13 protein-coding genes are annotated in these 15008 nt (G+C 62.8%); 9 read left to right on the top strand and 4 right to left on the bottom strand.

Annotated features, from left to right (window positions below):
• Positions 1 to 72: 72 nt before the first annotated feature.
• Together NW851_RS00740 and NW851_RS00735 are read right to left on the bottom strand one after the other, a co-directional pair.
• Positions 73 to 912: a DUF6671 family protein gene (locus NW851_RS00740; protein ID WP_414336574.1), complete on the bottom strand. Its 840-nt coding sequence runs from the start codon at positions 910 to 912 to the stop codon at positions 73 to 75.
• A 67-nt stretch (positions 913 to 979) separates the two neighbouring features.
• Positions 980 to 2686 carry a SulP family inorganic anion transporter gene (locus tag NW851_RS00735; protein WP_414336572.1) on the bottom strand — a complete coding sequence of 569 codons (1707 nt, stop codon included), beginning with the start codon at positions 2684 to 2686 and terminating at the stop codon, positions 980 to 982.
• Between the two features lie 306 nt (positions 2687 to 2992).
• On the opposite strand from NW851_RS00735, the gene gyrA reads away from it, so the two are divergent.
• The 3 genes from gyrA to NW851_RS00720 all read left to right on the top strand — a co-directional run bounded on the left by gyrA (position 2993) and on the right by NW851_RS00720 (position 8177).
• Positions 2993 to 5548: a DNA gyrase subunit A gene (gene gyrA, locus NW851_RS00730; protein ID WP_414336571.1), complete on the top strand. Its 2556-nt coding sequence runs from the start codon at positions 2993 to 2995 to the stop codon at positions 5546 to 5548.
• A 238-nt stretch (positions 5549 to 5786) separates the two neighbouring features.
• Positions 5787 to 6113 carry a DUF760 domain-containing protein gene (locus tag NW851_RS00725; RefSeq protein WP_414336569.1) on the top strand — a complete coding sequence of 109 codons (327 nt, stop codon included), beginning with the start codon at positions 5787 to 5789 and terminating at the stop codon, positions 6111 to 6113.
• Between the two features lie 63 nt (positions 6114 to 6176).
• A complete protein-coding gene (locus NW851_RS00720) occupies positions 6177 to 8177 on the top strand; it encodes a hypothetical protein (RefSeq protein ID WP_414334832.1) in 2001 nt (666 codons plus the stop codon).
• Here NW851_RS00720 and NW851_RS00715 read toward each other — a convergent pair.
• Together NW851_RS00715 and NW851_RS00710 are read right to left on the bottom strand one after the other, a co-directional pair.
• Positions 8174 to 9127, bottom strand: a complete 954-nt coding sequence (locus NW851_RS00715; protein WP_414336567.1) for a carboxypeptidase-like regulatory domain-containing protein — start codon at positions 9125 to 9127, stop codon at positions 8174 to 8176. The two genes, NW851_RS00720 and NW851_RS00715, sit on opposite strands and share 4 nt — an antisense overlap.
• Before the next feature lie 108 nt (positions 9128 to 9235).
• Positions 9236 to 11209, bottom strand: coding sequence for a carboxypeptidase regulatory-like domain-containing protein (locus NW851_RS00710; RefSeq protein WP_414336565.1), 1974 nt, complete (start codon positions 11207 to 11209; stop codon positions 9236 to 9238).
• Positions 11210 to 11355: 146 nt separating this feature from the next.
• Between NW851_RS00710 and rpmJ the strand changes: the two genes are divergently transcribed.
• The 6 genes from rpmJ to truA all read left to right on the top strand — a co-directional run bounded on the left by rpmJ (position 11356) and on the right by truA (position 14982).
• A complete protein-coding gene (gene rpmJ, locus NW851_RS00705; protein WP_011433187.1) occupies positions 11356 to 11472 on the top strand; it encodes a 50S ribosomal protein L36 in 117 nt (38 codons plus the stop codon).
• Positions 11473 to 11705: 233 nt separating this feature from the next.
• On the top strand, positions 11706 to 12089 hold the full coding sequence (rpsM, locus tag NW851_RS00700) for a 30S ribosomal protein S13 (RefSeq protein WP_414334835.1): 384 nt from the start codon (positions 11706 to 11708) through the stop codon (positions 12087 to 12089).
• A gap of 63 nt (positions 12090 to 12152) precedes the next feature.
• Positions 12153 to 12539: a 30S ribosomal protein S11 gene (rpsK, locus tag NW851_RS00695; RefSeq protein ID WP_414334836.1), complete on the top strand. Its 387-nt coding sequence runs from the start codon at positions 12153 to 12155 to the stop codon at positions 12537 to 12539.
• Positions 12540 to 12683: 144 nt separating this feature from the next.
• Positions 12684 to 13688 carry a DNA-directed RNA polymerase subunit alpha gene (locus NW851_RS00690; RefSeq protein WP_414334837.1) on the top strand — a complete coding sequence of 335 codons (1005 nt, stop codon included), beginning with the start codon at positions 12684 to 12686 and terminating at the stop codon, positions 13686 to 13688.
• A gap of 91 nt (positions 13689 to 13779) precedes the next feature.
• Positions 13780 to 14130, top strand: a complete 351-nt coding sequence (gene rplQ, locus NW851_RS00685) for a 50S ribosomal protein L17 (RefSeq protein WP_414334838.1) — start codon at positions 13780 to 13782, stop codon at positions 14128 to 14130.
• Between the two features lie 9 nt (positions 14131 to 14139).
• Positions 14140 to 14982, top strand: a complete 843-nt coding sequence (gene truA / locus NW851_RS00680) for a tRNA pseudouridine(38-40) synthase TruA (RefSeq protein WP_414336562.1) — start codon at positions 14140 to 14142, stop codon at positions 14980 to 14982.
• The last annotated feature ends 26 nt before the right edge of the window (positions 14983 to 15008 follow it).

Raw genomic sequence — 15008 nt, 5'->3', positions numbered from 1 at the left:
CCTTTTTTGATGGGAAGTTTCCCAAGCCTTGCCCTGGAAGACATCGAGCAAGTTGGAGCGGGCGCCGGGAAGCTAGGGGTTACAAAAGGCGCACTGAGCCGGATCTGCCCAGGTCTCTGCCACAGCCTCGGTGTGGGTGTGGGAACAGCGGGCACAGCCATACACCCACGCCTTGGTTACAGGGGTGGGGGCACCACACTGGCCGCAGGGCAGCCCCGAGATGGAACGGATGCGCCAGTAGCCGGGAGTGCCGCAGGCGGGGCAGAGGCTTTGGGCTTTGGCGATGAGGTTTTGGGTGGCTGCCGCAATCACTTGCAGGCGGGTTGGGTTGTACAGGGCCCGCATATCGGTTTCCAGGTGCAGCCCTCCCTGGCGGGCCAGCAGCTCTTCCACCACCTGCTTTAGGGTTGCTTCGTCTTGGATCCCTTTGTGGATAACTTGGGGCTTTTCCGGCCGGTCGAGGGCGATCAGGCCGTGCTGTGGGAACCCCACCTGTCGGGCAAAGTCGAGCGCTTCTGCCCAGCTCTGCACCCAGCGATGGCTGAAATTGGTTTGGGTGCTTTCTGCGTAGCCCACCAGCTCCAAGGGATCCGCGTCAGGTTCAAAAACCTTGAGCATGACCCACTCCTGGTTCCAAGGGATCCAGGGAAGCTGGGGGTGGGGGCCGAAAGATCCCTCGCTGGCCAAAACCAAAGAGGCAGGACAAACTTGGCGGGCTCTCTCAATCTTTAGGCGTAGGGTGTGGATGGGATCCCCCGGCCGGGGCCGCTCCCGTGAGAAGGTGCCCAGTTGGTCGGTGTCGAGAGGTATCACTTGCACCTGGATCCCCAGGTGTTGGGCCAAGAGGGGGCCAATCACTTGCTCCTTGCGATGCAGGGTTGCCAAGTAGGCAACCCGACCTTTCCATTGCATAGACTCAGGCCCGACCCCGATCCGGCAAACGAAGTCTACAGCTTTATTGTTGGGCTCATCGGATGGCTCAAACCAGGGGACTGGGTTCTGCCGCCAAGCCCAACTGGGCGACGGCCTCGGCCAAAGCGGCCTCCCGGCTCTCCACAAACCGCTCTGCCGGCAAGGGCAAACGTAGGCTTTCCAAGCGCTGTCGGATCCGGCCCCTGGCCCCGACAATCCACACCTGCTTGCCGCGATCTAGGGCCTCACGAATGGCATTTTCCAGAGAGAGCGTCGCCGAAACCCCCAGCATCGGCACATCCGACAGATCCACCACCAAAGCCAGACAAGAAGCCACCGCCTGGTGTTGGCGGGAAATGGCCTGGGAAACCCCGAAGATCATCGGGCCGCTCAGGTAAAACAGCAGCACCTGGCCGCGGCCCTGGCGCAGCAATTCCTTTTCCCGCGGCGTGAGATCTACGGCATCGTCGGCATCGGTAATGGCTTTCACCTCTTCCGACTGCAGCTCGCTCAAGCGCTGGATGGTGAGCAAATTGGCCACAAACACCCCCACTCCCACGGCAGCGATGAGATCCACAAACACCGTCATGAACATCACCCCGTACATGATGGCCGCCCCTTTGAGGGAGAGGCGGTGGGCCCGCTTCAGGAAGCTCCAGTCGAGGATATCCACCCCCACCTTAAAGGCGATCCCCGCCAGCACCGCCATCGGGATCCCTTGGGTGAGGGGAGCGGCAAACAGCACCACCATCAAGAGGATGAGGGCGCGGGTGATGCCCGCCAAGGGCGTACGTCCCCCCGACTGAATGTTCACCACCGTGCCCATGGTCGCCCCTGCTCCCGGCAACCCCCCCAGGAAGCCGGAGACCAGGTTGGCGATCCCCTGCCCGATCAGCTCTTGGTCAGAGTCGTGGCGGGTGCGGGTGAGGTTGTCGGCAATCACCGCCGTCAAGAGGGTGTCGATGCAGCCCAGCATGCCCAGCACCACCCCGTCCAACACCAAGCTGGCCAAAGATGAAAAGGGCAACTGCGGCCATTGCACCTGAGGCAGGCCGGTGGGAATGGGGCCAATGCGCCGCAACTCCCAGTCAGCCATGAACCAGTTGGCCACCAGCGTTCCCAGCACCAGGGCCACCAACTGGGGCGGCACCGCCCGTCGCCAGGGCTTGGGATAGAAAAAGAGGATGGCCAGCGTCAGCAGCCCCAACCCCAGTTCCGGCACCTTGAGGTTAAGCAGGTAGGTCGGCAGGTTCTGCACCGACCCGATCACTCCCCCCTGGCTGGCGTGGCCCAACAGCGGCGGGATCTGCAGCAAAATCATGATCCAGCCAATTCCCGACATAAAGCCGGAGATGACGCTGTAGGGCATGAGGGTGATGTACTTGCCCAGCTTCAGGGATCCAAACAAAATTTGAAACAGGCCCCCCAGCATGACCACGGTAAAAGCTGGCCCCAACCCCTGATCCGGATAGCTGGCGGTAACCTTGGCAACCACCGCCGTCATCATCACCGTCATCGGCCCGGTGGGTTCAGAGATAAGGGTGGGGGTACCGCCGAACAGGGCGGCAAAAAAGCCCACACACACCGCCCCGTACAAACCTGCCACCGGCCCCGCCCCGGAAGCCACCCCAAAGGCCAAAGCCATCGGCAAGGAAACAATCGCCGTCGTCAGGCCGCCGAAGAGATCCCCACGCCAGTTTTCTAGGCTTAGCCGCCGCTGCCAATCCAGAAATCTCCTACCGCCGGCCTGCTCTTCTTTCGCTTGCTGCAGCATGCTCCACCGCTCTCGACACTATGTAGGTAGGCTACCATTGAGCGTTACCATAAAGACTAGACTAGAGAATAGATTTCTATCTATAAGTTTCTTCAGGGATCCCCTTTCGGCGCCGAGTTTGGGAAACTCTCTCTGCCAAGCAGAGCTGCCTGCCGACAGCCGCTCTACCCCAGAATGGTAGACTGGAAACACCTGGATTTGGGGTTACTGCCCTAGGTTGCCGACTGTTGGCGGGCAACAACCTTCTGACCTTGCACCCTGCCCGCGCCCAAGCCGGCCGGGATCCCTCACCTCTACCCCCACCCCATGAGCGACAACGAATTGACCGCACGCATCATCTCCACCGATCTGCAGCGGGAGATGGCGCAGTCCTACCTGGAATACGCCATGAGCGTGATTGTCGGGAGGGCTCTGCCGGATGCCCGCGATGGCCTCAAGCCGGTGCATCGCCGCATCCTCTACGCCATGCACGAGCTGGGCCTGACGGCGGATCGGCCTTTTCGCAAGTGTGCCCGCGTCGTCGGGGATGTGATCGGGAAATACCATCCCCACGGGGATCAGGCGGTTTACGATGCCCTGGTGCGCATGGCGCAGGACTTCTCCATGCGGGAGCGCCTGGTGGACGGGCACGGCAACTTCGGCTCCATCGACAACGACCCGCCGGCGGCCATGCGCTACACCGAGTGCCGCCTCACCGCCTTTGCCCAGGAAGCCCTGCTGCAGGATATCGACGCCAACACCGTCGACTTCATCGACAACTACGACGGATCCCAGCAAGAGCCGCTGGTGCTGCCGGCGCGGATCCCGCAGTTGTTGTTGAACGGATCTTCCGGCATTGCCGTGGGCATGGCCACCAACATCCCCCCCCACAACCTGGGAGAGCTGGTGGACGGCCTGATTGCCCTCATCCACAACCCCAACCTGACCAGCCTGGAGTTAATGCAATGGATCCCGGCCCCCGATTTCCCCACTGGCGGGCTGATCATGGGCCAGGAGGGCATCCGCGAAGCCTATACCACCGGGCGCGGCTCCATCACCCTGCGGGGGGTGGCCACCATCGAGACCATTGAGCAGCGGGGCCGACCGGCGCGGGACGCCATCATCATCACCGAGCTGCCCTACCAGACCAACAAGGCAGCCATGATTGAAAAAATTGCCGAGCTGGTCAACGACAAAAAACTGGAAGGCATTGCCGACATTCGCGACGAGAGCGACCGCAGCGGCATGCGGGTGGTGATCGAGCTGAAGCGGGATGCCCAGCCCCAGGTGGTGCTCAACAACCTCTACAAGCAGACCCCCCTGCAGTCTAGTTTCGGGGTCAACATGCTGGCCATCCTCAACGGCGAGCCGCGCACCCTGACCCTGCGGGACGCGCTGCAGGCTTTCTTGGATTTCCGGGAGGCGGTGATCGAGCGGCGCACCCGCTATGAGCTACAAAAGGCGGAGGAGCGGGATCACCTGTTGCAGGGGTACCTGGTGGCTTTGGGGCAGTTGGATCGGGTGATTGCCCTTATCCGCGGAGCTGCTGATACTGCCACAGCCCGCGCTGAGCTGCAGAGCCAACTGGGGCTAAGCGAAGCGCAGGCCGATGGCATCCTACAAATGCAACTGCGCCGCCTTACCGCCCTGGAAGCGGAGAAAATCCAGGCCGAACACGAGGACTTGCTGCGGCAAATTGCCGATTTGCGGGATATTTTGGCCTGTCGGGAGCGGGTGATGCAGATCATCAGCGAAGAGCTGCAGCAGCTCAAGGCCCGCTTTGCCAGCCCGCGCCGCTCCCGCCTCTGTCTGGAAGACTGTGAGCTGCAGACAGCCGATCTGATCGAGAACCGCGAGACGGTCATCTTTCTCACGGAGCAGGGCTACATCAAGCGCATGGACATCAAAGAATTTCAGGTGCAGGGGCGGGCCACCCGCGGCAAGGCCGGCACCCGTATCAAAGACGACGATGCCATCGAGCAATTTTTTGCCTGTCGCAGCCACGACACCATCCTCTTTTTCACAGATCGGGGGATGGTCTATACCCTGCCTGCCTACGAGATCCCGCAGGGAAGCCGCACCGCCCGCGGCAGCGCCATCGTCCAGTTGCTGCCCCTGAGCCGGGAAGAGCGGGTTACCTCGATGGTGCCCGTGAGCAAGTTCAGCGACGACGAATATCTGGTGATGCTGACCCAGGGGGGCTACATCAAAAAAACGGCCCTCAGCGCCTTTGCCAATGTGCGTTCCAACGGCCTAATTGCCATTTCTCTGGAGGAAAACGATGAGCTGCGCTGGGTGCGCCGCGCCCGCTCCAGCGACGATGTAGTGATGGCAACCCGCCAAGGCATGTCCATTCGCTTCCGGGCAGATGACGAGCAACTGCGTCCCCTAGGGCGGCCTGCTCGCGGCGTGCGGGCCATCACCCTCAACCCCGGTGACGACATCGTCAGTATGGACATTATTTTCGCCGAGTCGGTGATGGCTGCTGAGCGAGAGGGGGAGGGGCTGGCCAACCCCTGGGTATTGGTGATCACCAAAGAAGGGCGGGGCAAGCGCTCGGCCATCGACCACTTCCGTCAGCAAAACCGGGGTGGCAAGGGGGTGATCGCCACCAAGTTCCGCCAGGAGTCGGATGAATTGGCTGCCCTGCGCATCGTCAATGCCGAGGACGAGATCCTGTTGGTAACTGCCAGAGGCATTGTTATGCGCCAGTTGGCCAAGGCCATCCCCACTCAGTCTCGTGAGGCAACAGGGGTGCTGGTGCAGCGCTTGGATCCCGAAGACAGCATTGTAGCGGTGACGGTGGTGCCGGCCTCTTTTGTCGGGGATCCCACTGAAGTCGAGGAAGAGCCCGCGGGCGAAACCTCGGAAGACAGCCGTTGATCCTGAGGCCCCAGCTTCAGCTCTGGATCCCAGGTGCGGTATTTGCCACGGCAGAGGGGTAGGATCCCGTACCGAGAGGGGTGAGGATTGGGTGTTAGCGTTGACATAGCCCAAAGCGGCCAACTGCGAAGGCCTGAGGGATCAGGCCAGGCTTCCGAGTTGGGCTGGATCTGCTGTGTTTGGGGAGCTTGGTGACTCCATGTCGAGCCCATTAAATTTCATCCCTGGTTTTGAGGCTATGCAAACTCCGAGCCCCGACAACCGGCTCTGGCAGTATCTGCAAGCTCAGGATCCCAGCATTTTTCAGGATATTGCCCGCAATTCTTCCCCTGAAGTGCTGGAGATCTTGGGCCACAACATCCGCAGCTTGGTGGGGAGCTTGCCCTCCGATCAATTTGGGGTGCAGATCATCACCAACCGCGAGAGCTTGGCGAAAATGCTCTCCGGCGCGATGATGGGCGGCTATTTTCTGCGGGTGATGGAGCAGCGTCTGGCCCTGGAGCAATCCTTGAGCAGCCCGTCCGCTCCTGACACTTCTCCTCATTCGGAGAGCGGCCATTCTTAGCCGCCCAGGCATAACTTCCTGCGGCATGGCGCTAGAGTGGAGCTGTCGGGCTGGGCCAGGAGCATGCAATTTCTCGTCGCTCTTTTGTTAGCACTGGCGTGGCTGTTTGCCCCCAGCCCGGTTCAAGCCCAAGGGGTTGCTTGCCCCTACGCCACCTTGCGCCTGGAGTCCAGGCTGGCGGTGGATGCCAAGCAAGTCTGCGAGGCGGCTGCCCCCTGGGCAGCGAAAGGTTTTCGGGTGCTGGTTTATCTCACCGATGCGCGGGATCCCTCGGAGCAGGCCTGGTTTGCCCGTTTGGATCGTGTGGAGGCAGAGGCCGGCCTGCGGGATCTGTCGCAAGTGGATTTTTACGACCGCAACGGCTTGACGGTAGCCGCCAGCACCGATACTTTCCCGCCCTGGGGGTTCAACATCACCTATGGCGAAACCCTCTACGGCACCCGCCTCGATACCGCCGACCACGAGTACCAACACCTCCGATCCCAGGTGCGCGAGCTGCTTGGCCAAGGGGATCCCTCGCAGGCGCTGGTGGTCGGGCTGCAGCAGAGCTATCGGCTGGCCTATCCGCCTCCGCCTTCCCCCTGGCCACTGCTGGGAGTGGGGGCCGGTGCCGCAGCGGTGATCGGCGGCACGATCTCCTGGCGCAGGCAGCGGCGCCGCCGGCAGTTGCAAAACCAGATCCAAGTCCTGCAAGCTCCGGTGGCCACTCTGCTCTTGGCCCTAGAGGGTCTCTTGCCCAGTGACAAGCCGGAGGAGACTATCTTCTACCGGCTTTATTTGATTTTGGGGGGGGAGCGCTACCCACAGTTGGGATCCCGCCTCCTCGAGACTTTGCAGGCCTGTCGGCAGGCTCTCACGCAGGCCTTTTGGGTGCAAGGGCAGCTCTCCAACCAAACTCCCACCACCCTCAGGGAGCTGGAGCAGCAGGTGGAAGCCTGGGAACGCCTCTACATCAGCCTGGTGGGCAGCCGTGAGCGCCTGCTCAACCTCAGCGAAGAGCAACTGCAAACTCTGCTCAACCCGGTGCAGTTTCTTCCCTCTAACCTGGCCGAGGAAGGGGGATCCCTGCTGCGGCAACTGGAAGACCTGCGCCAACAGTTGGAAGGTCGCCCCCTGAAAGTCGAGCTGCTGCGGGTGGATCCCAACCGCTTGGATGCCGATGGCATTCTCGGCCTGATCGAGCGGGTGCAACGGGAGCTGGATCGCCTGCAGAAGGCCCCTGCTCTGCTCTCCGCCAAGCTGGCTACTCTGGAAAACCGATTGCGCCAAGCCCCTGCGGGGATCCCGACCTCTCTCGGCTCTGGCTTGGCCGGGCTGTTGAACCAAGTGCGCTCCCTGCAGCAAAGGGGTTTGGATCTGGATGGGTTGGAGCTGGCCGAGGCCGGGATCCGCCTGCTGGATCTGCTGGCTCAACTGCAAACTTGGCAAAACCAGGGCTACCGCTTTCCCCGGCAGGCCGACGACCTGGCCCAACTGGCCTCAGCCCTGGGATCCCTGCCCGAGCTGCACAGCGCCATCGACAGCCTAGAAAACCACAGCCGCGCCTACGTCCAGCAACACCAAAAAAACCAGGCCGAGCTCAGCCGCCTGCAAACTCAGCTCCAAAGCCTCAAGCAGCGCCTACCCGACCTGGATCGCCGGGTGTATGGGGGCTTCTTCCGCCACCCGCCGCAGGAAGAGCGCAAAGCGCTGGAAGAAACGAGGCGGCTCCTCCTCTACATCAGCCAAGAGGGGATCCCGGCCATTCAGCGCTGGAACAGCCTCTCCGAGCAGAACTTCGATCAGGCCCAGCAAGAGATCGAGCGGGTTCAAGCCGCTCTGCAGCGCTGTGCAGACAGGCTGGATCGCCTGGAGCGATCCCTGTGGCAGGCGGAGCAAGAAGATGAGCGGCACAGCACCGTTACAGTCTTTACCTCGACTTCCTCTTGGGACAGGGACTTTGGCCGCTCTTCGGGCACGGGATCCTGGGGCGGCTCTTCTGGTTCTTCCGGCTCCTCCTCCCGCCATTCCTCCGGGGGCAGCTCTTCCCGCCACTCTTCGGGCGGCTCCTCCCGTCGTCGCTAGGGGGTGGGGATGACCAGCTCCACAGCCGTATCCAGGCGCGAGGGCGGGGGTGGGGCCTCGCCTGGAGCCAGTTCCAGGTAGGGGGCCAGGGGGTGATTTTCTTTCCAGCGGGATCCGATTTCGCCGGCCATTTGGGTGACCTGGATTTGATAGAGCTGCGCCAGCTCAGCGGCGTTGAGGTTGCCCCGCTCCACCTGATCGCGGCTGGCTTCTGCCAGAACCTCCGCCATGAGGTTGCCCTGCTCGTCAAACCGCCACAGCTCCAGGCGGCTGCGGGAGCGCAGACTCACCTCCGTCGGCGAGGCCGGGCGGGTGAGGACATCGACGCGGGCGATGACAATGGCCTCCAGGCCCAGGTAATCGAAAAACTGGCTCACCGCTTCCGGCTTGCGGCGATCCCACTCAAACAGCTCGTAGACCGGCCAGCCCACCTGGCGCAAAAGGGGCTGAATGCGGCGGTTGTCCAGGGGCACCACCTTCTCGCTGTTGGGGATCAGGCCCAGGCGCACCGCTTCGATGGCCAGGCGCTGGCCCAAAAGCTGGGTATGTTCCAGCCCTCCTACCCCCAAAATGCCGAGGCGACGCCGGGGTTGGGGCCGGATGGGCACCTGCAAAACCACATCCACAGGGGTGGTCAGGCCCGCCTGCAGCAGGATCTCGTGCTCCGCCTTTTCGTAGTCGGGGTGCCATACGGTCAACATCCAACGTCCGGCAGGAGCCTGGTCGAGCTCAAACGCCCCCTGCTCGTCCGTCTGGACGGGCTCCAAGCCCTCCAACTGCACCTGCGCCCCGGCCACCGGCTGCCCCAGGCTGTTGCTCACCTGCCCCACCAGCCGTGCCTGGGATCCCGCCTGGTCTCGATGGGGAAACAGCGGTGTGAAGCGGGGAATGGGGTGGGCCAGCGCTCCCGGAGTCAGGGCCAGCCAGCCGCAGAGAGCCAGACTGCCCAAGCTGACCCTGCACCCGAGAGAATTGAGGGAGAAGAAAAGAGGCATGGCAAGGCTACATCCAGTAGTGGCAGTCGGTTCTATCAGAGCAAAATCCTGCTGCAGGGATCCTCACCCAGAAAAGGGATTGTTGGCCTGCCATTGTTGGATAAAGACGGGCACCATGTTGCGCACCTGCAGCCGAAACAGGCCCGCTGCCGCATCTTCAAACAGCGGATCCCCGCCCACATCATCCCGCCCATAGGCCTCATAGTAGCGAGCCCGATCCCCCGGCCGATCCCGCTGCAAGTCCACCACCACCACCAGGCCGCGGCTGCGCAACTGGTTGGGGGTGAAATTGGGAATTTCCACCGGCACAGCCGGGGCCAGGAAGCGCAGGGCCGTATTCAGCAGCGAGCTGCCCTGGCGGTTGTAGTCCCGCGAAATCTGCAGTTGGGTCAAGAGAATGTAGCGCAAGCCAAGGGCATCGCCGATGGCCTTCAGCTTGGCCAAGTCGGCGGTGTAGCGCTCATCCCGATCCAACAGAGTGAGGCCCTGGATGAGGGGCAAAAGCGGCTCAAAGCGGGGATCCGGCCCCAAAGGCCCGTTCAAAAGCAGCACCGGTCGCTGCGGCTGCAACTCCTTCAGGGCCAGGCTGAGGTGGCGGGCCAGCTCATCCGAGTAAACCGGCTCATCCGGCAAAAGGCCAATGCCCTCCGGCTGGCGGGCCGGCTGCCCCGGCGGCAGGCGAATATCTTGGGTGGATACAAAACCGGCCCGCACCTCCACCTGGGTGCTGGTGGGCGGAAACCCCGGCACCTCCACATCCACCAGGTACAGCCCCGCCGGCAACTCCGGCAATACATAGGTGCCGTCGGCAGCGATGCGAACCGTCTGCGGGGGCTGCGTGGAGGTGGCGGCCAGGCGCAAAACCCCCGTCTGGACGGGTTGGCCGGCAATATCCAGCACCCGCCCCGTCACCACGCCGCGGTTGCCGGAAGAGGGGATCCCATTCTGCTGGCTTGCCCCCCCATTCCAGGGCTCCGCCCGTCCGTCGCCAACTTGAGCCTGAATATCCACCAGACGGCGCAAAGCCGGGATCCCTGCCGCCACCACCCACAGATCCCGCTCCCCCAGCCTCACCAAACCCGTGGGTTGTCCCTCCAGCCGCAGCGAGGCGGCCAATCGCCCCACCTCCAGATCCACCACCTGCAGACGGTCGCTGTTGCGGGAGGTCACGTAGGCCCAGCGGCCATCGGCGGAAAGGGCCAGCCGTGTCGGTCGCCAATCCAGGCCAATCCGCTGCAGGGCCTCGCCGCTGCGGCCCAGATCCAGCACCGTCAGATCCTGGCTGCCCGAGTTGAGCACCACCAGGCGTTGCCGTTGGGCATCCAGAGCCATCGCTTCTGGAGTGTTGCCGCCGCGCCAGCGAGCCAACAGCTCGCCATTGTCGGGGTTGACCACCAGCAGGCTGAGGGGATCCTCGCCGGCCAGGCCCACAAACAGGGCTCCCCGCTCTGGGTCATAGGCCAAAGCCAAGGGTGGCCCCGGCAGCGGCAAGTTGCGGGCCTGCGGAGGCTCCGATCCATTCCGTTGGCGGTTGGGAGCGGGGATCACCGCCAAACTTTGGGCGGCGGGCATGGAGGCGAAAACTCGCCCCCCGGCCGCATCCACGGCCATATCCAAAACCCCCGCCGGCAGCCCGTAGGCCTGCAGCAGCTCCCCCGTCAGCAAATCGAGGGCCACCACCCCGGGAGCATTGGGGCCGGAGGCATAGACCACCTGCTGCACCGCATCCACCCGCACCACGCCGGGGGCAAAGCCCACCGCCACCTGCCACAGGGGATCCCCGCTCGCCCCATCCAGCAGCGTCACTGCCTGCGCTTCCAACAGTCCCACCGCCAGCCAGCCCCGCTCCGGCACCGCATCGAGGCGATCGGCAGAGCTGGGCAAGGGCAAAAGCCAATCCCCCTCCCCCCTCTGCCCGTTTTCCGCCGCCGAGAGGTTCCCCCCAGAAGCGGGAGAGCCTGTTTCAGGCGATTGCCCCAACACCGGGGAGCCCAGCCCCAGCACACCGCCCAGCACGACCAGCCACTGCCACTGCATTGCCCTTCTCCACCCCAGAGCCGCGCCTGCTTGGACCCAGCATAGCCAACCTGCCTGTTCGCTTGCCCTCGGAAGCCCAAACACATTTTGACAGGCTGCCCAGACGAACTTAGAATGGATATTCGCTGGTTTTAGCAGGATCAACCATGAAGGTGCGGCCCTCCGTCCGTCGGATCTGTGAAAAGTGCCGAGTTATCCGCCGCCATGGGCGGGTGATGGTGATTTGCTCTTCCAACCCGAAGCACAAGCAGCGGCAGGGATAAGGGCACGACGGCGGCTGTGTCCAGGAGCGCAGCAGAAGACAAAGACAGCGGAGCCTAGCACAACGGAGCAGAGCCTTGGGCGGCGGTGAGAGCATGGATCCCACGTTTGGCCTTGCTGTGGCACATTCCCCACTTTGGCGATCCCAATCTTAGCAGCCGGCAGGCAACTCAGTTCTTTTGGGCAAGTTTGTTCGAGTTAGTTTGATTGGTCGGATTATAAGGCATCCCAGACTATGGCACGGATTGCGGGAGTTGACATCCCTCGAGAAAAGCGAGTTGAGATCGCCCTCACCTACATTTATGGCATTGGGCTAACCCGCTCGCGTCAAATTTTGGCGAAAACCGGCATTAACCCGGATACTCGTACCCGTGACCTCAGCGACGCCGAGGTGGCCGCCCTACGGACGGTGGTGGAGGGCGAGTACCAGGTGGAAGGGGATCTGCGCCGCCAAGAGGCGATGAACATCAAGCGGCTGATCGACATCGGCACCTATCGAGGCCGCCGCCATCGCCTGGGTCTGCCCGTACGCGGCCAGCGCACCCGCACCAACGCCCGCACCCGCAAGGGGGTGAGGAAAACGGTTGCCGGCAAGAAGAAAGCTCCTGCCAAGAAATAAGACCCTTCGACCATTCCAATCCCAAACAGTTGTCAAACAGTTGATTGCAAGGACGCATGGATCATGGCTCGGCAGCAACGGCGCGGACGTAAAGTCAAAAAGAACGTTCCTAACGGAGTGGCCTATATTCAGTCCACCTTCAACAACACCATCGTCACCATCACCGATCCCAACGGCGATGTAGTGTCTTGGGCTTCGGCAGGTTCTACCGGCTTCAAAGGCGCCAAAAAAGGCACCCCCTTCGCCGCCCAAATGGCCGCAGAAAATGCAGCGCGGCAGGCGATGGAGAACGGCATGCGTCAGATCGAAGTGATGGTGAGCGGTCCAGGAGCCGGCCGGGAAACCGCCATTCGCGCTCTGCAGGCAACGGGCCTGGAGATCACCCTCATTCGGGATGTTACCCCCATTCCCCACAACGGCTGCCGACCCCCCAAGCGGCGGCGTGTCTAAAGGATCCCGCCTTGAGGGCCGGGCGAGCGTCTGGGGGGTTTCTTCCAAGGCTACGCGCCGCGCCAGCGACCGGTTTGCCCGAGATGACCTCTGAAGTTTCATAAGTTCTCCAAGCGGATATCCAGCCAGACGGACGGGGCCATTATGATGATTCAAACCAGCCGAACCCTCCATGCTTTGAGCAGCAAAGCGAGCGCAAGCGCTGTTGCCTACCAGACCGAGTGCGTTGAATCCCATCAGGATGCCACCGGCGTTCACTACGGCAAATTTGCTCTGGGGCCGCTGGAGCGCGGCCAAGGGATCACCGTGGGCAACGCCCTGCGGCGGGTGTTGCTCTCCAATCTGGAAGGGACGGCAGTAACCGCTGTCCGCATCGCCGGCGTGAGCCACGAGTTCTCCACGGTGCCGGGAGTGCGGGAAGACGTGATGGAGATCCTGCTCAACATGAAGGAGCTGGTGCTGCGCTCCACGGCTCCTGACACGCAGGTGGGCCGTTTGGTGGCGCAAGGGCCGGGGGAAGTTACCGCCGAGAAGCTGCAATTGCCCAGCGAAGTGGAGGTGATCAACCCCCGCCACCACATTGCCACTTTGGCGGAAGGGGCGATTTTGGAAATGGAGTTTATGATTGGCCGGGGACATGGCTACCGCGCCGTCGATTACTCCGACAGCAAATCGACGGCCATCGATTTTCTGCAGATCGACTCCGTCTTCATGCCGGTGCGCAAGGTGAACTACACGGTGGAAGCAGCCCGGGTCGGCCAGTCCCTGGAAAAAGATCGTCTAATATTAGAGATCTGGACCAACGGCAGCCTCACTCCGCAAGAGGCCCTCAGTCAAGCGGCCCGCATTTTGGTGAGCTTGTTCTCGCCCCTGCAGGAGGTCAGCTTCGATGCGCCGGTAGCGCCTCAGCAAACCGAAGATAACCAAAAGAACCAGATCCCCATCGAGGAGCTGCAGCTATCGGTACGGGCCTACAACTGCCTGAAGCGAGCCCAGATCAATACGGTGGCGGATCTGTTGGTCTACACCGAGGAGGATCTGCTGGAGATCAAAAACTTCGGCCAGAAATCTGCCGAAGAGGTGATCCAGGCCCTCAAGAATCGCTTTGGCCTAACGCTGCCCCGCGCCCGCGAAAAGGGTAAGGCCTAGAGCCCCAAGCAACCCTCCAAGGTGCTTGGCGCCGCCGGCGTCACCGCAAAACTCAGTCAGGATCCCCGAAGAGCCCAGGATAGAGGTTACCATGCGTCACCGTCGTCGTACCCCCCACCTCAACAAGCCTGCCGACCAGCGCAAAGCCCTGCTGCGGGCGCTGACCACAGCTCTGCTGCGGGAAGGGCGGATCACCACCACCAAAGCCCGCGCCAAGGCCATTCGCGCCACCACCGAGAAAATGATCACCCTGGCCAAAGAGGGATCTTTGGCGGCGCGGCGGCAGGCCCTGGCCTACGTCTACGACAAGGAGCTGGTGCGCTCTCTGTTTGAGCAAGCGCCGGAGCGCTACCGCGATCGGGCCGGTGGCTACACCCGCATCCTGCGCACCGTGCGTCGGCGGGGGGACGGAGCGGAAATGGCGGTCATCGAGCTGGTGTGAAGGGATCCCATGCAAAGCCGTCGCATTGCCCTGAAAATTCAGTACCTCGGCAGCGGCTTTCGCGGCTGGCAGCGTCAAGCGGGCCACCGCACCGTACAGGGGGTGCTGGAGGAGGCGATTGCGTCGCGGGCCGGGCACCCGGTGGCCCTCTACGGGGCAGGGCGCACCGATACGGGGGTTCATGCCTCAGGCCAGGTGGCCCACTTCGACACCACCTCTGGCATCCCACCCACGGAGTGGGCGCGGGTGCTGAACGACTGTCTGCCGGAAGATGTGGTGGTACTGGCTTCCGCTCAGGTGGCTGACTTCTGGCATGCCCGCTTTTCGGCCCGCTGGCGCCGCTATCGCTACTTGATCCTGAACCGGGAGCTGCCGGATGTGTTCTGGCGCCTCTTTAGCTGGCAGGTGCGTTGGCCTTTGCAGGTGGAGCCGATGGCGGAGGCCCTCCACTCCCTGCTGGGCGAGCACAGCTTGGAAGCGTTCCGGCGGCGCGGATCCGACCGGCCCCACTCGCGGGTGCAGGTGCAGGAGGTGCTCTGCCGGCGGCTGGGGGATCTGGTGAGCATCGAGGTGCAGGCCAGCGGCTTCCTCTACCGGATGATGCGGCTGCTGGTGGGATCCCTGGAGGTGGTGGGCCGCGGCGAGCTCAGCCCGCAACAATTTGTCCACCTCTGGCAGCACAACGACTGGAGCCAGATGCGCACCCGCTACAGCGCCCCTCCGCAAGGGTTGTGTTTGCTGGATGTGGGCTACGCTGCGGATCCTTTTGGGCGGCAGTTTGCCCACTTGTTGCCCTTTTTGGGGCCCCCTGAAGCCCGCCATCTGGCTGTGGGTGTCCCTTCCTTGGTCTGAGCGTTTTCTTGTCCAATCCTGCAGTT

Source organism: Synechococcus sp. H55.7 (genome assembly GCF_047462395.1).
Taxonomy (GTDB): Bacteria; Cyanobacteriota; Cyanobacteriia; order Thermostichales; family Thermostichaceae; genus Thermostichus.
This window is presented reverse-complemented; position numbering and strand designations above follow the sequence as displayed.